The sequence below is a fragment of the Vibrio eleionomae genome (assembly GCF_009874545.1).
Taxonomy (GTDB): domain Bacteria; phylum Pseudomonadota; class Gammaproteobacteria; order Enterobacterales; family Vibrionaceae; genus Vibrio; species Vibrio nitrifigilis.
This window is the reverse complement of the sequence record NZ_WEKT01000018.1, coordinates 1-19,679: the sequence shown is the minus strand read 5'-3', so window position 1 is coordinate 19,679 and position 19,679 is coordinate 1. Positions and strand designations below refer to the sequence as shown.

Annotated in this window: 23 protein-coding genes; 10 read left to right on the top strand and 13 right to left on the bottom strand. The window is 43.5% G+C overall.

The window, feature by feature from the left end; genetic code table 11:
* Positions 1–86 precede the first annotated feature (86 nt).
* Complete coding sequence (locus F9817_RS11490) at positions 87–968, top strand: 1-acylglycerol-3-phosphate O-acyltransferase, YihG family (RefSeq protein ID WP_161155637.1); 882 nt, start codon at positions 87–89, stop codon at positions 966–968.
* A gap of 60 nt (positions 969–1,028) precedes the next feature.
* On the opposite strand, the gene F9817_RS11485 is transcribed toward F9817_RS11490, so the two are convergent.
* From F9817_RS11485 to F9817_RS23845, 4 genes are all read right to left on the bottom strand, one after another.
* Positions 1,029–1,628 carry a thiol:disulfide interchange protein DsbA/DsbL gene (locus F9817_RS11485; protein WP_161155635.1) on the bottom strand — a complete coding sequence of 200 codons (600 nt, stop codon included), beginning with the start codon at positions 1,626–1,628 and terminating at the stop codon, positions 1,029–1,031.
* A gap of 29 nt (positions 1,629–1,657) precedes the next feature.
* A complete protein-coding gene (locus F9817_RS11480) occupies positions 1,658–2,644 on the bottom strand; it encodes a serine/threonine protein kinase (RefSeq protein WP_161155720.1) in 987 nt (328 codons plus the stop codon).
* A 157-nt stretch (positions 2,645–2,801) separates the two neighbouring features.
* Positions 2,802–3,068, bottom strand: coding sequence for a YihD family protein (locus F9817_RS11475; protein ID WP_161155634.1), 267 nt, complete (start codon positions 3,066–3,068; stop codon positions 2,802–2,804).
* Between the two features lie 106 nt (positions 3,069–3,174).
* Positions 3,175–3,342, bottom strand: coding sequence for a hypothetical protein (locus F9817_RS23845; RefSeq protein ID WP_196123489.1), 168 nt, complete (start codon positions 3,340–3,342; stop codon positions 3,175–3,177).
* Between the two features lie 396 nt (positions 3,343–3,738).
* On the opposite strand from F9817_RS23845, the gene F9817_RS11470 reads away from it, so the two are divergent.
* Positions 3,739–4,542, top strand: coding sequence for a sporulation protein (locus tag F9817_RS11470; RefSeq protein ID WP_161155632.1), 804 nt, complete (start codon positions 3,739–3,741; stop codon positions 4,540–4,542).
* 131 nt (positions 4,543–4,673) lie between these two features.
* On the top strand, positions 4,674–5,318 hold the full coding sequence (trhA, locus tag F9817_RS11465; protein WP_161155630.1) for a PAQR family membrane homeostasis protein TrhA: 645 nt from the start codon (positions 4,674–4,676) through the stop codon (positions 5,316–5,318).
* On the opposite strand, the gene F9817_RS11460 is transcribed toward trhA, so the two are convergent.
* The 6 genes from F9817_RS11460 to def are packed head-to-tail and all read right to left on the bottom strand — an operon-like array spanning position 5,315 to position 11,610.
* Positions 5,315–5,899: a DUF3157 family protein gene (locus F9817_RS11460; RefSeq protein WP_161155628.1), complete on the bottom strand. Its 585-nt coding sequence runs from the start codon at positions 5,897–5,899 to the stop codon at positions 5,315–5,317. The two genes, trhA and F9817_RS11460, sit on opposite strands and share 4 nt — an antisense overlap.
* A gap of 9 nt (positions 5,900–5,908) precedes the next feature.
* Complete coding sequence (locus tag F9817_RS11455) at positions 5,909–7,354, bottom strand: TrkH family potassium uptake protein (RefSeq protein ID WP_161155626.1); 1,446 nt, start codon at positions 7,352–7,354, stop codon at positions 5,909–5,911.
* Between the two features lie 12 nt (positions 7,355–7,366).
* A complete protein-coding gene (trkA, locus tag F9817_RS11450) occupies positions 7,367–8,743 on the bottom strand; it encodes a Trk system potassium transporter TrkA (protein WP_161155624.1) in 1,377 nt (458 codons plus the stop codon).
* Between the two features lie 58 nt (positions 8,744–8,801).
* Positions 8,802–10,082: a 16S rRNA (cytosine(967)-C(5))-methyltransferase RsmB gene (gene rsmB / locus F9817_RS11445; RefSeq protein ID WP_161155622.1), complete on the bottom strand. Its 1,281-nt coding sequence runs from the start codon at positions 10,080–10,082 to the stop codon at positions 8,802–8,804.
* A 51-nt stretch (positions 10,083–10,133) separates the two neighbouring features.
* A complete protein-coding gene (fmt, locus tag F9817_RS11440) occupies positions 10,134–11,081 on the bottom strand; it encodes a methionyl-tRNA formyltransferase (RefSeq protein WP_161155620.1) in 948 nt (315 codons plus the stop codon).
* A 13-nt stretch (positions 11,082–11,094) separates the two neighbouring features.
* Positions 11,095–11,610 carry a peptide deformylase gene (def, locus tag F9817_RS11435; RefSeq protein ID WP_161155618.1) on the bottom strand — a complete coding sequence of 172 codons (516 nt, stop codon included), beginning with the start codon at positions 11,608–11,610 and terminating at the stop codon, positions 11,095–11,097.
* Positions 11,611–11,906: 296 nt separating this feature from the next.
* Here def and dprA point away from each other — a divergent pair, with 296 nt between their 5' ends.
* From dprA to F9817_RS11420, 3 genes are read left to right on the top strand one after another with little or no spacing between them, the layout of a single operon-like run.
* The gene (gene dprA, locus F9817_RS11430; RefSeq protein ID WP_161155718.1) at positions 11,907–12,992 is read left to right on the top strand and encodes a DNA-processing protein DprA; all 1,086 of its coding nucleotides are present in this window, start codon (positions 11,907–11,909) and stop codon (positions 12,990–12,992) included.
* A 2-nt stretch (positions 12,993–12,994) separates the two neighbouring features.
* Positions 12,995–13,471: a DUF494 family protein gene (locus F9817_RS11425; protein WP_161155616.1), complete on the top strand. Its 477-nt coding sequence runs from the start codon at positions 12,995–12,997 to the stop codon at positions 13,469–13,471.
* A gap of 14 nt (positions 13,472–13,485) precedes the next feature.
* Positions 13,486–14,070, top strand: a complete 585-nt coding sequence (locus F9817_RS11420; RefSeq protein WP_161155614.1) for a DNA topoisomerase family protein — start codon at positions 13,486–13,488, stop codon at positions 14,068–14,070.
* Between the two features lie 66 nt (positions 14,071–14,136).
* Here the strand turns inward: F9817_RS11420 and F9817_RS11415 are convergent, their stop codons facing one another.
* Positions 14,137–15,270: a 5-(carboxyamino)imidazole ribonucleotide synthase gene (locus F9817_RS11415; protein WP_161155612.1), complete on the bottom strand. Its 1,134-nt coding sequence runs from the start codon at positions 15,268–15,270 to the stop codon at positions 14,137–14,139.
* Between the two features lie 3 nt (positions 15,271–15,273).
* The gene (purE, locus tag F9817_RS11410) at positions 15,274–15,759 is read right to left on the bottom strand and encodes a 5-(carboxyamino)imidazole ribonucleotide mutase (protein ID WP_161155610.1); all 486 of its coding nucleotides are present in this window, start codon (positions 15,757–15,759) and stop codon (positions 15,274–15,276) included.
* Between the two features lie 190 nt (positions 15,760–15,949).
* On the opposite strand from purE, the gene tsaC reads away from it, so the two are divergent.
* From tsaC to F9817_RS11390, 4 genes are read left to right on the top strand one after another with little or no spacing between them, the layout of a single operon-like run.
* Positions 15,950–16,507 (top strand): L-threonylcarbamoyladenylate synthase type 1 TsaC, encoded by a 558-nt coding sequence (gene tsaC / locus F9817_RS11405; RefSeq protein WP_345789728.1) that lies wholly within the window; start codon positions 15,950–15,952, stop codon positions 16,505–16,507.
* 45 nt (positions 16,508–16,552) lie between these two features.
* Positions 16,553–17,467 (top strand): oxygen-dependent coproporphyrinogen oxidase, encoded by a 915-nt coding sequence (gene hemF, locus F9817_RS11400; RefSeq protein WP_161155606.1) that lies wholly within the window; start codon positions 16,553–16,555, stop codon positions 17,465–17,467.
* 58 nt (positions 17,468–17,525) lie between these two features.
* Complete coding sequence (gene aroE / locus F9817_RS11395) at positions 17,526–18,359, top strand: shikimate dehydrogenase (protein WP_161155604.1); 834 nt, start codon at positions 17,526–17,528, stop codon at positions 18,357–18,359.
* Positions 18,359–18,634: a DUF1488 family protein gene (locus F9817_RS11390; protein ID WP_161155602.1), complete on the top strand. Its 276-nt coding sequence runs from the start codon at positions 18,359–18,361 to the stop codon at positions 18,632–18,634. Before aroE ends, F9817_RS11390 begins: the two co-directional genes overlap by 1 nt.
* Here F9817_RS11390 and F9817_RS11385 read toward each other — a convergent pair.
* Complete coding sequence (locus tag F9817_RS11385; RefSeq protein WP_161155600.1) at positions 18,615–19,166, bottom strand: gamma carbonic anhydrase family protein; 552 nt, start codon at positions 19,164–19,166, stop codon at positions 18,615–18,617. The genes F9817_RS11390 and F9817_RS11385 overlap by 20 nt on opposite strands.
* Between the last annotated feature and the right edge of the window lie 513 nt (positions 19,167–19,679).

Below are 19,679 nucleotides of genomic sequence, written 5' to 3'. Positions count from 1 at the left end.
GTCTGACCATAGAAAGAAATATTTCATAAACACACTAAGCTAGTATAATTACACGCTGTTTTTTTCGTCTCTTTTTTAGTTGTATTATGCTGGCTTACCCACTCCTAATTATTAATGTGCTACTGGTTTTACTTAATACTGCAGTAAATTCGATATTTATCTGCTTGGTTGCGATCGTAAAATTATTTCTCCCTACCGCAAAGTTAAAGCGCGCAGCTACGCGCATGGCAGATAAGTCCATGTGGTTATGGGCAACAGTGAATACTGGTATTTTGGCAATGTCTAATCGAGTTGAATGGGATATTGATGGGTTAGACGCGTTAAAGAAAGATGGCTGGTACTTAATGATCAGTAATCACTTAAGTTGGACCGATATCGTTGTGTTGTGCAGCGTATTCAAAGATCGAGTCCCAATGCCAAAGTTTTTTCTAAAGCAGCAGTTGCTTTATGTGCCATTTGTTGGAATGGCTTGCTGGGCTTTAGATATGCCATTTATGCGCCGTTATTCTCGAGAGTATTTATTACGTCACCCTGAAAAACGTGGTCAAGATTTAGAAACAACACGTCGTTCATGTGAAAAATTCAAATATAACCCAACTACGGTGGTGAACTACGTGGAAGGCACTCGTTTTACCCCCATGAAACGTAAAAGCAGTCGTTCTCCTTATCAGCATCTTTTACAACCTAAAACGGGTGGTATTGCCTATACATTAGCGGCAATGGGAGATCAGTTTGAAAATATTATTGATGTCACTCTTGCCTATCCCGATAACCTTGATAAACCTTTTCGCGATATGCTGATGGGAAGAATGAAGAGAATTGTGGTTAAAGTAAACGTGCTGCCAGTCGATGAGCAAGTAACTGGTGATTACTTCAATGATAAGCCCTATAAGCGGCAATTTAATCAGTGGTTACACCAAGTGTGGGAACGAAAAGATGAAACGTTAAAGCGTATTCATAAAGACTGAACTATAAATCGAACAAAAGGGAGCCAATGGCTCCCTTTTTGTTTAAACATTCAAGCTGAATTACAGTTTAGTAAGGTAATTCACAAGGTCGTAAAATTCATCAATAGACTTGATGCTGCCCATTTTTACTAGGTATTTGTTGTTAACGACAACAGAAGGCACGCCTTGTAGGCCAAAGTCTTGGAAGTTTTTATCTGAACGACGAGCCATTGAATCAACGGCAAAGCTATTGAAAGCATCGTCGAACTTTTTACCGTCTACACCGTGGTCAACGAATATTTGACGTAGTTCTTCAACATTTTTTGGTGGCTTACGTAAATCATGGATTTGCGCAAACATAACAGGAATCATTTTATCTTGTACATCTAAAGCAACCATGGTGAAAAAGGCTTTACTCATATTGAAACCCATGTTGCCACCCATGAATGATACATGGCTTTTCTCTAGTGTGATGCCTTTGCCAAGATGACTGTTAATCTTTGACATGATTGGCTCAAAAGCGTGGCAGTGTGGGCAGTAGAATGAGAAAAATTCTACCACACTAGGTTGTTCAGAATGGGGTTGATCAAGTTCAGTGTAATTCACCCCTGCTTTAAATTGAGCGGCGTGAGCCGATAGGCTTAACATTAGAGTTGCAGCAAGTGCAAACAGCTTTTTCATTATTTACTCCATTAATTCTTAACTAGCAGCTACCATTGAGGCATCAAAGACAGAGGTGCTTCTGCAAGTGCAAAAAGTTGCTCTTTAAAGGCCAACACTTGGCTTTCCCAATATTTCGGATCATTAAACCATGGAAAGGCAAGAGGAAAAGCAGGATCATTCCAGCGTTTTGCTAGCCAAGCCATATAGTGCACCATTCGTAGACCACGCAGTGGCTCGATTAGTTTCAATTGATTAACATTAAAATCGCAAAACTCTTGATAACCTTCAAGCAAAATATCAAGTTGTACCAGCTTATCTGCACGTTCCCCATTAAGTAACATCCAGAGATCTTGTATTGCCGGGCCATTACGAGCGTCGTCTAAATCGACAAACATTGGCCCATCTCGCCATAAAATATTGCCGGGATGACAATCGCCATGCAAACGAATAGGCGTGTAGTCATTGTTCCAATGTTGTTCGATCTCTTTTATTAACATATCGAGATCATTAAAGAACGAGTTTTGTAGGTGTAGTGGAACAAAGTCAGCGTTTTGCAGAATTTGCTTGGGTTGATATAAGTATTCATCTAGACCTAAGGTTGGCCGGTGAGTAAATGGTCTTGTTGAGCCAACTTTGTGAATTCGCCCAAGAAAGCGACCAACCCATTCGAGCTGTTCTTCATTATCAACCTCAAATTGGCGTCCGCCGACGCTATTAAAGAGTGCAAAGCGGTAGCCTTGATATTCATGTAGTGTTGTGCCGTGAAAGACTAGTGGCGCTGCAAGAGGTATCTCTTGCTCTTCGAGTTCAGAAGCAAACTGATGCTCTTCGAGAATTTGTGCCTCACTCCAACGATCCGGACGATAAAATTTCACTACGTAGCGGTGACGATCTTCATCGACAAATTGGTAAACCCGGTTCTCATAGCTATTTAGAGCGAGAAGTCCGGATTCAGCGCGAATGCCGATACTTTCTAATGCATACCACATGAAGTCTGGAGTGAGTGCATCGAAATTGAATGTGGCTTGAGTCATAAGGCTTTTATTCAAACATGAGTGTTGCCCTTATTCTAACCATGCTGAATGAATAATGCTTAATAAGTTTTGGTTGTGATAAATAAGAAGTGCTGTTGGGGTTGAGATATTAGTAAAGAAAAGCAGCTCATCGAGCTGCTTAGAGTGATGCTGGAAATTAATCAATGAGACCGCGAGCACGTAAAATAGCGGTTTTGAAATCTTCTTCGTAGTCTTTTTGAAGACCAGGAATTGCTGCAGTTTTATCGCTGTTTCGCATTTTTAAGTGGTAAATCAGAATATCGTCAGTGAGCTCTTCCAATGGTTTTTCAAATCCCGCTTCTTCAGCAAGTTTGATGAGAAACTGAACTAAGTTCATTTCAGAGTCTTTATCCCATTCGGGTTGCAGTAATTCGAGTAACTCTTCCACACGATGGCAAGTCATGGCTTTCTCCACAATTTTTGTAATGATTTTGTTTAAAGGTATCAAATTGTGTTGGGAATACCAATGAGGGATAAATAAAAAAGCGCAGGATCACTGCGCTTTTCAATTACGCTGCTTTCACTACTTTTGTTTCTGTTGGAGCGTGATAGACGCTGTGTTCAACAGGAGTAGCTGCAGGTGAGGTTTTTTTAACAACTGTTGTGTATGCGAAGCCGTTACGACGACGCGATGCACCACGGTTGGGTTGAGAAAACCTGACGGTTGCTGGTCGCATTCTTTTACCTAACTGTCAGGCATGTCCATTGCCGCAAATATCCCTAGATAACTACGAGTTGAGCTTCATACTGCGAAGTGGTGAAGGGTAGCTCACTGGCAAGTGCCGTTCCTTAATAGTTCCCTAGGACTTGATGTGAAGTCACATCAACGCGAGAGTATCACCTTGCTCATAATTGGTCGATACTTGACCATTATTTTTTCGACATATATTCGACTAAAGATGTAGACATAAATCATGTATAGCCCCATGTTTTGCACAACTCAGCCTATTTTTACGCAAGCTGCTGATTACCAAGCGAGGTAATAATTTGTATAACAAGTTTGTTACTTTCGTATTGAGTTTTACCTACTTTTATCGATAGTATAAATTTTGACTCAATGATTGGAGGTGTGTATGTCCTTACTGAAAAAGACCCTCTCAAGCTTTGGAATTGGTGCTGCAAAAGTAGATCCTATACTGCAGCAAGACGTGTTGTATCCGGGGCAAACTGTCGCTATCCATATCCACGTTTATGGTGGCGCCCATGAACAGCAAATCGAGCGTATTGAGTTAAAATTACGCTGTCGTTATATCGCTGAATCCCTATCAGAGACTGACGCTGATGTTATTCCTCTTGTCCAGCGCTCCACAGAAACTTACACCTTAGCTAATTGGTCATTACAAGAACCTTTTATGTTGTCTTCGGGTGAAGAAAAAAATATCCAAGCTCAAATCACCGTGCCGTGGAACACCCCGGTTACTATTGGCGATGCGAAAGTCTGGTTAGAGACATCATTGGGTGACTCTGAACAGTCTGATGTTCAAGATAACCAAGCGGTGACGATTAGGCCAGATTCATTGTTAGATGGTATTTTTGGTCGCTTGGAAGCGAAAGGGCTCCGTCTACGCCAAGCAGAATGTGAAGCAATGGATGGTATCGCTTTCCCATTTGTGCAGGAGTTTGAGCTTATTCCCACCGATGGTCCATACCATGGTGTGGTTCGAGAACTAGAGATAATTACGTATCGTGACCAGTATACCTTACAAGTATGGTTAGATGTGGATCGCCCACAACGAGGAGAGCAGACGATGCTGGCTCGAGAAGTTGAAATGGGAAATTACCGAACACACCTAACTTTCTCCAATGCATCTTTGCCTGAAGATGCGGCGCAACAAATTCTTACGGTATTAGATCAATGTGAGCTAGAAGTTGAATAGCCGATTAGTGTGGTTAAAGTTCACGGATTGTTAACACACTCAGCTTACATGTGTAAGCTGAGTGTGTCATACTCACATTACGCCCAATAACTCTTAAGTAAAAATGGTAAGAGAGAAAGTAAAAGGTGCTTATGTCGAGTTCTAATTATAGCCTTAAAGAAGAAATAGCTAACGCGCTGAGCCATGGTCTAGGTTTGGTGCTAGGCATTGTCGGTTTGGTGTTATTACTGCTCAAAGCCATTAATCATAGTGCCGATGCATTAACCATTACGAGTATGAGTATTTATGGTGGCAGCATGATTGCTCTATTTTTAGCGTCAACGCTCTACCATGCCATTCCGCACCAAAAAGCGAAACGTTGGTTAAAAACGTTTGATCATTGCGCTATTTACCTTTTGATCGCTGGTAGCTATACCCCATTTCTATTGGTTGGTTTAAGAACGCCTTTAGCGATCGGACTGATGATCGTCATTTGGGCCATTGCTCTGATTGGCATAGTCATGAAAGTGGCGTTTGTTTATCGCTTCAAGCGCGCCTCTCTTATTACCTATTTATTGATGGGGTGGTTATCGCTGGTGGTGATATACCAACTAGCTATCCATATCGATATTGGCGGTTTAACGTTGTTAGCGGCAGGTGGTGTGGTGTATTCGCTTGGCGTCATTTTTTATGTGGCAAAACGCATTCCGTTTAATCATGCCATATGGCATGGATTCGTGTTAGCTGGATGCGCCTGCCATTTCTTAGCAATTTATCTCTATATTCAGCCTGTTTAACGCATTTCTACTTGGGTGATTTTGGCTTTTAGTTGATATTGCTTGAGCTGGGTAACCTCGATATTGAGAGGTTTACCATCGGCTGATGTTTGTGGTCGCAGGTAGGTATCACCCATACGTTTAATGGATTGCCACACAGTATGAGTGCCGCTTTGTAATGGGTGTCCTTGACCATCTTGCAGTTGCCAGTCGATATCTATTCGGATGGCTGATTGATGTGTTTGGTTAGTGATGACCGTTGGGATAGTTAATTCACCATCATCGTAATCTGCTGCTCCCAATACGACATCAACACCCGAGTCACTTAATTGTAATAGTGGTTTATTACTCCCTAAGTTTATGATCGAGGTCGGCATTGAGTGGTGTATGACGGGAGCGGCTACTGGTGCAGCAATTGTCGCGACAGGTGAGATTAATTTCTGCTGTGTTTTCGCTGACTTTGTCGGCTGTTTAGATACGACATATTGCCAAGTAAAGTCATCATTTAAGGTAACCTGCCTGCCATCAGATAAAGTGGCTATTTGGCTTGCGCTGGCTAAAGAAGTCCAGACCAGACAGGTAATAGAAAGTAAGGTTTTCATAAGTATTCCTTAACGACGCCAAAAGGCAGGGAAGAATAAAACGAGAATAGTCAGAATTTCCAAACGCCCCATCAACATACCAAAGCTCAGCACCCATTTGGCTGCATCAGGTAAAGAAGCAAAATTGCCTGTTGGCCCAATAACAGTCCCCATACCTGGACCCACGTTGGATACTGCGGTAATCGAGCCTGAAATGCTGGTTAAAGGATCTAAACCCATAGCAGATAAAATCGCAGCAATAACAATGATCGTTAGGCCAAAAGTGATCCCAAAGGCGACAACAGAACGAACGATATCTTCATTGACTGGGCGTTGGTTATAGCGCTGAACGAAAACGCCTGATGGGTGAATCAAGTTCATCATTTGTTTTTTCAGCAGTGCCATCGCAATCTGAAAGCGGAAGATTTTAATTCCCCCTGCGGTAGAACCTGAACAAGCTCCGGTCATCATTAAGAAGATGAACAAGGTGCTGGGTAGGGCGCCCCATGCGGTAAAATCATCCAAACCAAAACCAGTGGTAGTCACAACAGAGACGATATTGAACATCGAAACCCGCAGAGCATCCATAAATGGGTAGTTGTTGTGCAGATTTAGCCAAAACGCGACCATTAAACTGGAAATAATAAACAGCCAAAAGAACCCACGGACCTGAGCATCACGAAAAATTTCTAAAGGACGACGTTTTCTCACCGATGTTACTAAAAGCAAAAATGGTAAACCGCCGAGGAACATAAAGAGAATTGCGACCCAATGAGCGCCTTTAGAAAAATGATTCATTGAACCATCAGAGGTGGAATATCCACCGGTCGAAAGTGTGGTGAAGGCATGATTAATTGCTTCGAAAACGGTCATACCTGTTGCGACATAACCGAGAATACAAAGTCCTGTGAGTATTAAATAAACAGAAACGATATTTTTGGCGACTGTTTTTGCTCTCGGGCTACTTTTATCTGACCAATCGGAAGATTCCGTTTGGAACAGTCTCATCCCACCTACGTTGAGCATTGGCAAGATTGCCACCGCCATTACGATAAATCCAACGCCACCTAACCACTGTAATATAGAACGCCATAACAGAATGCTTGGTGCCATGTTATCTAAGCCACTTAATACGGTGGAACCCGTAGTCGTAATACCTGACATGGTTTCAAAGTATGCATCCGTAAAGCTAATGTGGTTGATGAACATAAAAGGGAGTGCTGCGAAGACACTGGCTATCGTCCAAACCAAGCTGGTAATAAGAAACATATCTCTCACACTGAGGCGAAAGTCTTTGGTTCTCCCCAGTGTCAACAAGATAAAAGAGCCAATATGAGTAATAATGACTGCTTCAGCAAAGCTAATAAAACCACCGGTCCCAGTAAAAAAAGCGACCAGTGTCGGTACATACATAAAAAGGGCTAGTTTAGATAACACTAACCCGAGTACAAATAAAATGGGGCGCAAATTTAGCATGACGCCGATAACCTATAGGAAGAATGGGCTTGGTTGGAAAAGTGCTTCCACATCTGGAACATACTTTTTGTTCACGAGGAACATGACGACGTGATCGTCTTGTTGGATCACAACATTATCATGTGCAATCAGGACTTCGTCGCCACGAACAATCGCCCCAATGGTTGTACCTGGAGGTAATTTAATTTTACCAATTTCTCTGCCGACGACTTTAGAGGTTGTTTCATCACCATGGGCAACGGCTTCGATTGCTTCTGCTGCTCCGCGGCGAAGGGATGAAACGTTAACAATATCAGCCCGGCGTACGTGAGTTAACAGCGCAGAAATTGTGGCTTGTTGTGGTGAGATAGCGACATCAATCACACCTCCTTGAACTAAATCGACATAAGCGCTGCGCTGAATCAGTACCATCACTTTCTTGGCCCCCATGCGTTTAGCTAACATGGCTGACATGATGTTGGTTTCATCTTCATTAGTGAGAGCAATAAACACATCCACTTGATCGATATTTTCTTCAGTGAGCAGCTCTTGGTCGGCGGCATCACCACAGAATACGATGGTGTTTTCTAGTTCTTCTGATAGCTGTTCTGCGCGCTGATAGCTACGTTCAATCAACTTAACGCTATAGCTGTGTTCTAGCTTTCTGGCTAAGCTTGCCCCAATGTTACCACCACCTACGATCATGATACGACGGTAAGGTTTTTCTAACCGTTGTAGTTCACTCATGATGGAGCGAATGTGATTACTGGCTGCGATAAAAAATACTTCATCGTCGGCTTCGATGATGGTTGAACCTTGAGGTCGAATCGGTCGGCCTTGGCGGAAAATGGCTGCAACACGAGTATCAATGTGCGGCATATGTTCACGTAAGGCGGACAACGCATTACCCACGAGTGGGCCACCATAATAGGCTTTTACAGCCACTAAGCTGACCTTTTCCTCTGCAAAACTGACAACTTGCAGCGCACCTGGATATTGAACTAACCGGCGAATGTAACGCGTTACTAGTTCTTCAGGAGCGATTAAGTGATCAACGGGAACTGCCCCCGATTGGAATAAGGCTTCTTTTTCGGCCAGATATTGTGGAGAGCGAATACGAGCGACGCGGTTTGGGGTGTTGAAAAGAGAAAAGGCGACCTGACACGCCGTCATATTCGTTTCATCAGTATTCGTTACGGCAACAAGCATATCGGCATCTTGTGCCCCTGCTTCACGAAGTACATCGGGGTGGCTAGCGTGACCTGTTACGACACGCAAATCATATTTATCTTGTAGTTCTCGCAGGCGATCGCTACTTTTATCGACGATCGTAATGTCGTTGTTTTCACCGACTAAGTTTTCAGCTAATGTGCCGCCAACTTGTCCTGCACCAAGAATGATGATTTTCATACCTTGTTCTCTTTCATTCATGGCAAAGGCAGCGAAATGCTGCCTTTGCCGTTTTCAATTATGCTTGCTTGGTTAGAACGGCATAGTAAAAACCGTCCATATCCTCTTCACCAGGAAGAATTTGACGGCCAGGATGTTCCTGATTAGAACCCATCAATGTAGCATCAGATGTTCGTTCTAGAAATGCTTTTACCTGCAAGGTATTTTCTTGTGGGGTAATTGAGCAAGTGGCATAAACTAACGTACCGCCAGGCTTCAATTGCTGCCACATTGCATCCAAAATTTCACTTTGCAGTGTTGCTAACACTTCAATATCTTCAGCGCGGCGTAGCCACTTTATATCTGGGTGACGGCGAATGACGCCTGTTGCTGAACATGGAGCATCCAGCAGAATACGGTCAAATTGCTCTCCTTGCCACCATTCTTGTGGTTTTCGTGCATCGCCGCAAATAACTGTTGCTTCTAAATTTAAACGTTCAAGGTTTTCATACACACGTTTCAAACGAGTGGCATCATTGTCGATTGCGACGACTTCTTTGGCTTTGATATGTTCTAGCATATGGGCAGTTTTTCCGCCCGGAGCTGCACAGCAATCTAGAATACGTTCACCATTTTTCGGTGTGAGGTAGTGATAAGACAGTTGTGCTGCCGCATCCTGTACCGATACCCATCCTTGTGCAAAACCTGGAAGTTGGGTGACATCGCAAGGATGTTCAAGCTTCAATGCATCTTCCGCTAGGCTATGTAGAGTGCTCGCTATGCCTTCATCAGCCAGAATTGCTTGGTATTCTTGAGCTGTATGATGGCTATGGTTCACGCGAAGCCACATTGGTGCCTTAAGATTATTCGCTTCGACGATGCTCTCCCATTGCTCGGGGTAGCTACTTTTAATCAGTTTCAATAGCCAGCTTGGGTGACCATATTTACCTGCATCATGACTGATGGCTTTAGCATCCAATTCTTCTTGCTGGCGTTGATAGTTGCGTAAAACAGCATTAATAAGACCACGCAAGCGAGGACCACGTAGCGTCTTTGTTGCTTCAACGGTTTCCCCTACGGCGGCGTGAGCTGGAATACGCATTGAACTCAGTTGATAGATGCCAACGAGAATCAGATGGTGAAATACACGTTGTTTACCTTTTAAGGGCTTATCCATCAATGCATTTGCGATAGATTCTAAGCGAGGTAAAAATCGTAGAGCACCGAAACAGATTTCTTGTAGTAGTGCGTGATCACGAGGTTTGATTTTCTGCTGAGCAGCAGGGAGTGCCGCTGATAGAGAGTAACCCTGATCAACAACTTGGAATAACACTTGAGCAGCCGCGGCGCGAACATTCATGGTGGTGAACCTATTGGTAAAACATCGACCCTATGGAATAGGGTCGCGAGATTAATTCAATTGTGTGCCAACTTCAAACCAAGCAGCACGAGAGTTGAGTATGTCTTGCACTGCCATAGCCCGTTTACCTGGAATTTGTATCGTTTCCAATACCAGAACGTCTTGGCCTGTAACGACGTAAATACCAGTTTTATCCGCTTTGATGATGGTGCCTGCTGGTTTATCTGTCGTCATTTTTTCAACGCGTGTTTGCCACACTTTGATGTGATTGTCTTCAATAGAAAAATGACTCATTGGCCAAGGGTTAAAAGCACGGACACAACGTTCAATGGCTGCAGCATCCATGGACCAATCAATTTGAGCTTCTTCTTTGCTGAGTTTCTTCGCGTAGTTAGCCTGTTCATCATCTTGCTTAACAGCAACGGCATTGCCAGCAGCAATGTCATTTAAACAGTCTAGAAGCGCTTGTGGACCTAGCTCAGCCAGCTTTTCGTACATTGAGGCACTGGTGTCTGTTGCTTCAATCGGTAAGGTTGCGATGCTGAGCATGTCGCCAGTATCGAGCCCTTCATCCATTTGCATGATGGTGACGCCTGTTTCTGCATCACCCGCCCAAATCGAACGTTGAATAGGAGCAGCTCCGCGCCAGCGAGGGAGAATTGAACCATGGACGTTGATACAACCTAGCTTGGGAGTCTCAAGCACTTGCTTCGGTAATAACAGACCGTAAGCCACCACGATCATAAGATCAGCATTTAAATCGGCCAATTCTTGTTTTGCTTCGTCAGATTTAAAATTGACGGGTTGATAAACAGGAATGTTATTTTCTAAAGCGATATTTTTAACTGGGCTTGCTGTTAGTTTTTTACCGCGACCTGCTGGGCGATCTGGTTGGGTATAAACAGCAATAACTTCATGCTCCGAAGACAACAACGCCGCCAAGTGACGGGCGGCGAAATCCGGAGTACCTGCAAAGACAATGCGTAATGATTGGCTCAAGGTGACCTCACTCTTAATTTTGATTCTTTTCGTTGGCGCGTTTGATTTTTTCTAACTTGTCTTTGATACGTTTGCGTTTCAAAGGCGATAGGTAATCGACAAACAATTTACCTTCCAAGTGATCGAGTTCGTGCTGAACACAAATCGCGAGCAAATCATCCGCATCAAATTGATATTCTTCACCATTACGGTTTAATGCTTTTACCGTAACTTCTGCTGCTCGAGGAACTAAAGCACGAGCCCCTGGTACGGACAAGCAGCCTTCCTCAATTCCATCTTCACCGCGTTTTTCAATAATTTCAGGATTGATCAAAACCATTGGTTCATCGCGATTTTCAGAAACATCAATTACCACAATACGTTGGTGAACGTTGACTTGTGTTGCCGCAAGACCAATACCTTCCTCGTCGTACATGGTTTCAATCATGTCATCGACAATTTTTTGAATCTCTGGCGTCACTTTCTCAACCGGCTTGGCAATAGTGCGCAGACGATCGTCGGGAAATGTTAATACTTGTAATACAGACATATACACTCAAAATGTTGAACTGTGCCGAAACAGCTAAAAGCTTATTGGCTCAATTCTAGACATTTTAAGCCCCAAATGACAGCATCTAAGCGCAAAATCTACGTATTTTACGTGTTTCTTTGTGGTAATTTGAATGCTTATCTTACCTTATATTTTGTAAGGTTTTGTGCTTTTTTATACGAAGAGATTATACCGGGCGATACTCATGGCCTGTCGAAACTTAAAGGTTGGTTTATTCTACGCTGATTGGGAGAGACATTACTGTGTTAAATGATAATGCGTTATCGGCTTGGTTAATGCTGAGTTTTACTCCTCGTATTGGTGCAAAATCGTTAGCAAAATTTTTAAGTAAGGATGCACCAGAAAAGTTAGTGAACTACTCTGCCCCGCAATGGCAAGCGTTGGGGTTAAAACCCGATCAAATAAACTATCTTAATTCCGCAGCAAAAAAAGAGGTCGATGCGTGTTTTGTCTGGATGAACCAAAAAGATAACCGTTCGATTATTACATCACTTGATGAACATTACCCTGCCTTATTACGACAAATTTCTTCAGCGCCTCCCGTACTTTTTGTAGAGGGAGACAGTTCTTGTTTAGACAAGCCCCAGGTTGCGATTGTTGGCAGTCGTGGCGCAACAGTAGAAGGTCAACGAGCCGCTCATCAATTTGGACGAGAGTTGGCTGAGCAAGGGATAGTCGTAACCAGTGGTCTTGCTTTAGGTATTGATGGTTATGCCCATGATGGAGCATTAAGTGGACAAGGTGAAACCATTGCTGTTTTGGGCTCAGGTTTGAATCAAATTTATCCAGCCCGCCATCGTCAACTAGCCGCAAGAATTGTTGAATCAGGGGCGTTGGTTTCCGAGTTTCGACCAGACATGAAACCTAGGGCAGAGCACTTTCCTCGCCGTAATCGAATTGTTAGTGGTTTATCTTTAGGTGTATTGGTGGTCGAAGCAGCCGTCAAAAGCGGTTCGCTGATTACGGCACGTTATGCTGTTGAGCAAGACCGAGATGTGTTTGTATTGCCAGGTACTATTTATCAAGCCAATTATCAGGGGAGTAATGAACTCATCCGCCAAGGTGCAAGCCTAGTGCAAAACTCTCAGCAAATTGTGGAAGAGCTCAATTTATTACTCAATTGGTCGCTTAATCAGCAGACAATGCAGCAATCTACACTTTTTTCACCCCCAAATAGCGAAGAACAATTGCCATTTCCCGAGCTGTTAGCTAACGTAGGAGTAGAAGCCACACCAGTTGATATTCTTGCAAGCAGGACCAATATACCTGTGCATGAAGTCATGACGCAGCTTTTAGAGTTAGAACTCTCTGGGCATGTGGTTGCAGTTTCTGGTGGCTATATTCGTAAGGGGAGGGGCTAGCTATGATGATGGATATTCTAATGTATCTGTTTGAAACTTATATCCATAGTGATGCAGAGTTACAAGTAGATCAAGATGAGCTCGAAGATGAACTTCTTCGTGCAGGGTTCCACCAAAAAGACATCTATAAAGCCCTTCACTGGTTGGAAGAGCTTGCTGGATTGCAACAAACCGATGCACATTCAGCTATCGCAACCAGCGCGACAACGTCCATGCGTATTTTTTCTGCAAAAGAAATGGAACGTTTAGATCGCGAATCCCGAGGATTCTTGCTGTTTCTTGAGCAGATAAAAGTGCTGACCTCTGAAACTCGTGAAATGGTGATCGATCGAGTCATGGGGCTGGAAACCAATGAATTTGAACTCGATGACCTGAAATGGATTATCTTAATGGTTCTATTCAATGTTCCCGGTAACGAAAATGCGTACACCTTGATGGAAGAGCTTTTGTACAGCAAAGAACAAGGCATTCTTCACTAGGTCAACGTTGGTATATGAGCAGTAAAATCGATCAGCAATTATTTTCATCCACAGGCAAGGCTTCTGAGGAGCCTTGCCCTAAATGTGGTAAGCCACTTGTTATACGCCATGGTAAACATGGTCCATTCTTAGGTTGTAGTGACTATCCAACCTGCGATTACATCAAAACATCTCATAATAATGATGGGCATATTGTAAAAGAGTTAGGGGTTCCATGCCCTGAATGTGGCCATGAGTTGGTATTACGCCAAGGTCGTTATGGTATGTTTATTGGCTGCAGTAATTACCCTGACTGCCATCATATTGAATCAATTGATGGTCCAGACGAAGAGCCAGTTGCAAGTGATATTGTGTGTCCTGAGTGTGGTAAGGGACATCTCATTGAGCGTAAAAATCGCTTCGGGAAAATGTTTTATGCCTGTGACCAATATCCTAAATGCAAGTTTGCAGTTAATCAGCCCCCTGTTGCGGGTGTGTGTGAAAAGTGTGGTTTTCCGCTGTTGGTTGAAAAGAAAACAGCGCAAGGTGTGAAGTACCAATGTGCTGATCGCAAATGTGGTCATATACAATCGCAAGAGACAAGCTCTGACGAGCAGTAACAGATAAATAACAAAAAAGACGGCGCTCAATTGAGCGCCGTCTTTTGTTATACAAAACTGATAAATTTACGCTTTAATGTGCTCGGCGACTTCGTGAACAGCAGGAAAAGCCTCTTTATCTAGTAACTTCGCAAGTTCACACAGTTTACGTTGTAGTTCGCCTGTGTAATCTGCAGTGATATTGATGTGACCCATTTTACGGCCAGGGCGTTTTGATTTCCCGTACCAGTGAATATGGCAGCCTTCCATCGCTAACAACTCTTGCGGCAAGGAATCTTCACCAAGGATATTAATCATCGATGTCTCGCGTACCAACTTGGTGCTACCTAACGGCATACCACATACCGCACGAAGATGATTTTCAAATTGGCAAACTTCAGCGCCTTGTTGAGTCCAGTGACCTGAATTATGAACGCGAGGGGCAATCTCATTCACCAGCAATTGACCATCCACATCAAAGAATTCGATCGCAAGTACACCCACATAATTGAGCTGGTTAGCGACAGCAGTAAACATCGATTTTGCTTGTTGCTGCAATTCAGGAGCATCAATCGCCGTTGATAGGCTCAATACACCGTTAACATGGATGTTTTCTGCCAATGGATAAACCACAACATCGCCATTTACACCACGAGCACCAACAAGAGATACTTCACGGTCAAAAGGTATAAATTGTTCAGCAACAATCGCTTGGTTATCGGATGCAGCAATGCATTCTTGCATTTCAGTCCAGATTTCATCAATTTGGCTGAGCTCTTTTAAGCGCCATTGGCCTTTACCATCGTAACCACCTAATGCACTTTTGAGCACCATTGGGATACCCACGTGCTCTATGGCTGCATCAAAATCATCACGAGTATTAATGACATAGTATTTGGCATTTTTTACGTTCGCGGTATCAAGGAGTGCTTTTTCGATACGGCGGTCACCACCTGCTTTGATCGCTTCACTACTTGGTAAGAATTTACCGCTTTTCTCACAGATAGCTAAGATATCGTGTGGGATATGTTCGAATTCTGCGGTGATGACATCAGCATCTGCAATGGCTTGATCCAGAGTTTGCTCAATAGGAGTTTGAGTGAGAGGATGTACTACTCTATCGGTAGTGACATCATAGGCTGACAACGTAATATTCAGTGGTGCGCCTGCAAGAGACATCATACGTGCAAGTTGACCAGAACCTAGTACCAAAACGTGCATCACTTATTCCTCTTCAGGGTTTGGGTTAGCGAGTACGGTTTCAGTTTGTTCGGTACGGAACGCTTCAACTTTGGCCATGACAGTTTCATCATGGGTACCGATAATTTGTGCGGCAAGAATACCTGCGTTTGCGGCGCCTGCTTCACCAATGGCTAGTGTACCAACGGCAATACCTTTGGGCATTTGTACGATAGAAAGCAGAGAATCCATACCTTTCAGTGCACGAGACTGTACTGGAACACCAAGAACTGGAACACTAGTGAATGCGGCTGTCATACCTGGTAAGTGAGCAGCACCGCCAGCACCAGCAATAATCACTTTAATACCACGCTCTTTGGCACTGGTTGCATAGTCAGCCAGAAGTTGAGGGGTACGGTGCGCTGAAACCACTTTGGTTTCGTACTCAACACCAAATTTGTCTAGCATTTCTGCTGCGAGTTTCATGGTCGGCCAATCTGACTTAGAACCCATGATAATTCCAACTTTCATCTCCAACTCCTTCAAGCTTGTAAAATAACTGAGCGAACGTCGCGCATTATACGAGGATTTTTATCTCAAGCAAACGTTTGCGCCATCGTCTTCCTCGTTCATTTGAGATTCGGCGTAATTTGCTTTAGGTGATCAAACGGATAATTTGTACACTATGGTCTAAGAATACTAAGCAGCTTAGGATATGAGAGTGAAAAACGTTGAACAAGCCGTGCAAGCATTAACTGCTGGCGAAGTGCTTGCCTATCCGACAGAAGGGGTCTTTGGCGTAGGGTGTGATCCCGATAATATTAGTGCCGTAGAAAAGTTACTGGCGTTGAAGAAGCGCCCTGTTGAAAAAGGCTTGATCCTCATTGCAGCAACATACCAGCAGCTTATTCCCTATATAAAAGAAGAACAACTGACAGCTGAGCAATTGGCTCGTGTAAAGGAAAGCTGGCCCGGACATGTCACTTGGATTATGCCTGCGAGTGAGCGTGTCTCTCACTGGGTCAGTGGTCAGTTTGATACCATCGCTGTTCGAGTGACTGATCATCCCTTAGTGAAGGAGTTATGCCTAGCCTACGGTAAACCCATCACTTCTACGAGTGCCAATTTGTCTGGTCAGCCACCTTGTATGACGACTGAAGAGGTGGAACAGCAGCTAGGGGACCAACTTGTTGCTATTCTTGCGGGAGAAACCGGTGGAAAACTAAAACCGAGTGAAATTCGCGATGCAAAGACACTCACTATTCTAAGAAAGGGCTAGTGCTCAACACACATAATAAATCGAAGCCCTGATGAAGGAGAAAGCATGACAGCCATTAATAAAGAGGCAGTAAAACAGTTTTTATTGTCTTTACAAGATCACATTTGTCAGCAATTAGAGATGGCTGATGGTAAAGCGGTATTTGTGGAAGACGCTTGGAACCGCGAACCTGGCGAGCGGTTAGGGGGCGGTGGCCGCTCTAGAGTAATGAAACAAGGGGGCGTTATTGAACAAGGGGGCGTTAATTTTTCCCATGTTACCGGAAAACAAATGCCCGCCTCTGCGACCGCTCATCGTCCTGAATTAGCGGGCCGTCACTTTGAGGCGATGGGAGTGTCTCTTGTTATTCATCCCACTAATCCTTATGTGCCAACGTCTCACGCTAATGTTCGTTTCTTTATTGCTGAAAAAGAAGGGGAAGATCCGATTTGGTGGTTTGGCGGTGGATTTGATTTAACGCCTTTTTATCCATTCGAGGAAGATTGTCAATTTTGGCATCAGCAAGCTAAAGATCTTTGTGCTCCATTTGGAGAGCAGGTTTATGCCGAACATAAAAAGTGGTGTGACGACTATTTCTATTTACCACATCGTGAAGAAACGCGCGGTATCGGTGGATTATTTTTTGATGATCTAAACCAATGGGATTTTGCGACGTGCTTTGATTACATTAAGGCGGTAGGTGAAGGATACATCAAGGCTTATGTACCTATCATTAACAAACGGAAGGATACTCCGTTTGCTGAAAAAGAGCGCCAGTTCCAATTGTACCGTCGTGGTCGTTATGTGGAGTTTAACTTAGTGTTCGACCGAGGGACCTTATTTGGCCTACAAACGGGTGGTCGTACTGAATCAATATTGATGTCTATGCCGCCGCTTGCACGCTGGGAATATGGTTATGAACCAGAAGCGAACAGTGCAGAAGCCAAACTACAGGAATATCTTGTGCCCCGAGAGTGGTGACAGAGATAAGCCAGAGTGATAGGGTCAAGTGAGTGACCCTTTTTTAATAGGCAAGGATATGGCGAATAGTAACGATCGGTATGTGGTATTTGGTAACCCTATCGGACATAGTAAATCCCCTTTAATTCATTCTCTGTTTGCGCGCCAAACCAATCAGCATATGGAATATAGTACTCAACTTGCACCCGTTGATGGTTTCGTTGCAGCTGCGACAGATTTTTTCTCTCATGGTGGAAAGGGGTGCAATATCACTGTTCCATTTAAAGAAGAAGCCTATAAATTTGCTGATCGTTTAACCGAAAGAGCACAACTTGCGGGAGCGGTTAATACATTAAAGAAACTGGATGATGGCATCATTATTGGTGATAACACTGATGGTGAAGGGCTTGTGCAAGATTTATTAGTGCACCAAGTGCCGTTAGAGGGGCGTCGTATTTTGCTTATCGGCGCTGGTGGTGCTGCCCGCGGTGTGATTAAACCATTACTCGATCATTCACCAGCGAGTATTACGATTACCAATCGCACTTTTACCAAAGCAGAGCAATTGGCAGAGCAATTTAAAGAATATGGGGTAGTTAGCGCCGTACCGATGGAAAGTATTGATAGTGGGTATGATCTTGTTATCAACTCAACGTCAGCTAGCTTAGATGGAAAATTACCTTCTATTTCTACTGCCATTTTTACTCCTACAACTGTTTCGTACGACATGATGTATGGCAAAGGGCTCACGGTTTTTAATCAATGGGCAGTTGAACAAGGGTGTGCCAATGCTTACGATGGCTTAGGTATGCTGGTGGGTCAGGCTGCTGAGAGTTTTATGCTATGGCGTGGGCTACGTCCGGGTATAAAGCAAGTTTTGTTCGAATTAAGAAGAAACCTAGAAGGTTTATAATGAATCAATCCATTTTATTTACGGATATCCAACACTGGGATGAGGCGCGTCAAAGTGTTGGTTTTACAGCTCAGCAATCGGGAGCATTAATAGAGTGCTGGATTGATAAAGGTGGCTTAGAAGCTCTGAGTGGTATGGTCATCACTAGCGGTCAGCAAGCGCTGCAAGTATTCTCTTCATTACGTTTTGATATTGAAGAGTTAGCAGAGGAGCTTATTGAAGATGACCGCTATAACGAAGCTGGTGAAATAGAAGTTAAGATTTCACTGGCTTAACATCATTAATGTACTCATTTTTTGTTGCAACATAATTAGCGGCAGATTTAAGAAGAAATTGCTTCTCTTTGTCTGTTAATGGGCGGGCCCTTTTGACAGGGCTGCCCATATATAGGTAACCACTCTCAAGAGTTTTACCTGGAGGGATTAAACTTCCCGCTCCCACCATAACATCACTTTCTATTATTACGTTGTCTAATACAATCGCACCCATCCCAACGAGTACTCGGTCTTTTATCGTGCACCCATGCAACATGACCTTATGACCGATGGTGACATCGTCGCCAATGAGAAGAGGGTAGCCCCCCGGATTTTCATTGCTTTTATGAGTGACATGTAGAACCGTCCCATCTTGGATGTTGGTTCTGGCTCCAATCTGGATATGATTAACATCACCTCGAGCCGCAACGAGAGGCCAAATACTAGCGTTTTCTTCGATGCGAACATCACCAACAATAACGGCGCTTTCATCTATATACACGCTGTCGTGAATAGAAGGGGCTATTCCTTTGTAGCTTCTGATTGGATTCATAAGGGCTCCTTAATGACGAATACTCCATATTAGAGCGTTATTTTGGCGATAAATAGACCGTTGTGATCGAAAAGTACTCAAACAAATAAAAAATCAAAAAAAATTTAAAAAAGCACTTGCCAATGTAAGCTCGATCTCTATAATGCCCCCTCGCTGACACGGCAAAGCTTCAACAAGCACTGCTGAGGAAAGCAAGGTTAGATTAGCAAGCTGAAAAGCTTCTGAAAATAAAATGAAAAAAGTGTTTGACACGACATTTTATCTCGCTAAAATAGCCGCCTCTTTCAACGTGACTTAAGTTACTGAGAAAGAAAGCTCTTTAACAATTTAAACCTATCAATCTGTGTGGGCACTCGTTGATGATAATCAAATGAGAAACTTCGGTTTCCAATTGGTTTCAATGAACTGAGTGACCAATCAAGACTTCGGTCTTGGCACAGTCAATTTATTCAGTATTCATTGAGCCACAAAAAACTTTTAATTGAAGAGTTTGATCATGGCTCAGATTGAACG

Excerpts from the sequence above, each read along its gene's own strand:
- F9817_RS11490 (WP_161155637.1), top strand. The coding sequence starts at position 87 with ATGCTGGCTTACCCACTCCTAATTATTAATGTGCTACTGGTTTTACTT.
- trkA (WP_161155624.1), bottom strand. The coding sequence starts at position 8,743 with ATGAAAATCATCATTCTTGGTGCAGGACAAGTTGGCGGCACATTAGCT.
- F9817_RS23845 (WP_196123489.1), bottom strand. The coding sequence starts at position 3,342 with ATGCGACCAGCAACCGTCAGGTTTTCTCAACCCAACCGTGGTGCATCG.
- F9817_RS11480 (WP_161155720.1), bottom strand. The coding sequence starts at position 2,644 with ATGACTCAAGCCACATTCAATTTCGATGCACTCACTCCAGACTTCATG.
- purE (WP_161155610.1), bottom strand. The coding sequence starts at position 15,759 with ATGAAAGTTGGAATTATCATGGGTTCTAAGTCAGATTGGCCGACCATG.
- F9817_RS11460 (WP_161155628.1), bottom strand. The coding sequence starts at position 5,899 with ATGAAAACCTTACTTTCTATTACCTGTCTGGTCTGGACTTCTTTAGCC.
- F9817_RS11485 (WP_161155635.1), bottom strand. The coding sequence starts at position 1,628 with ATGAAAAAGCTGTTTGCACTTGCTGCAACTCTAATGTTAAGCCTATCG.
- F9817_RS11470 (WP_161155632.1), top strand. The coding sequence starts at position 3,739 with ATGTCCTTACTGAAAAAGACCCTCTCAAGCTTTGGAATTGGTGCTGCA.
- F9817_RS11385 (WP_161155600.1), bottom strand. The coding sequence starts at position 19,166 with ATGAATCCAATCAGAAGCTACAAAGGAATAGCCCCTTCTATTCACGAC.
- F9817_RS11390 (WP_161155602.1), top strand. The coding sequence starts at position 18,359 with ATGAATCAATCCATTTTATTTACGGATATCCAACACTGGGATGAGGCG.
- F9817_RS11415 (WP_161155612.1), bottom strand. The coding sequence starts at position 15,270 with ATGCACGTTTTGGTACTAGGTTCTGGTCAACTTGCACGTATGATGTCT.
- trhA (WP_161155630.1), top strand. The coding sequence starts at position 4,674 with ATGTCGAGTTCTAATTATAGCCTTAAAGAAGAAATAGCTAACGCGCTG.
- F9817_RS11420 (WP_161155614.1), top strand. The coding sequence starts at position 13,486 with ATGAGCAGTAAAATCGATCAGCAATTATTTTCATCCACAGGCAAGGCT.
- def (WP_161155618.1), bottom strand. The coding sequence starts at position 11,610 with ATGTCTGTATTACAAGTATTAACATTTCCCGACGATCGTCTGCGCACT.
- F9817_RS11425 (WP_161155616.1), top strand. The coding sequence starts at position 12,995 with ATGATGATGGATATTCTAATGTATCTGTTTGAAACTTATATCCATAGT.
- F9817_RS11455 (WP_161155626.1), bottom strand. The coding sequence starts at position 7,354 with ATGCTAAATTTGCGCCCCATTTTATTTGTACTCGGGTTAGTGTTATCT.
- hemF (WP_161155606.1), top strand. The coding sequence starts at position 16,553 with ATGACAGCCATTAATAAAGAGGCAGTAAAACAGTTTTTATTGTCTTTA.
- dprA (WP_161155718.1), top strand. The coding sequence starts at position 11,907 with ATGCTGAGTTTTACTCCTCGTATTGGTGCAAAATCGTTAGCAAAATTT.
- aroE (WP_161155604.1), top strand. The coding sequence starts at position 17,526 with ATGGCGAATAGTAACGATCGGTATGTGGTATTTGGTAACCCTATCGGA.
- rsmB (WP_161155622.1), bottom strand. The coding sequence starts at position 10,082 with ATGAATGTTCGCGCCGCGGCTGCTCAAGTGTTATTCCAAGTTGTTGAT.
- F9817_RS11475 (WP_161155634.1), bottom strand. The coding sequence starts at position 3,068 with ATGACTTGCCATCGTGTGGAAGAGTTACTCGAATTACTGCAACCCGAA.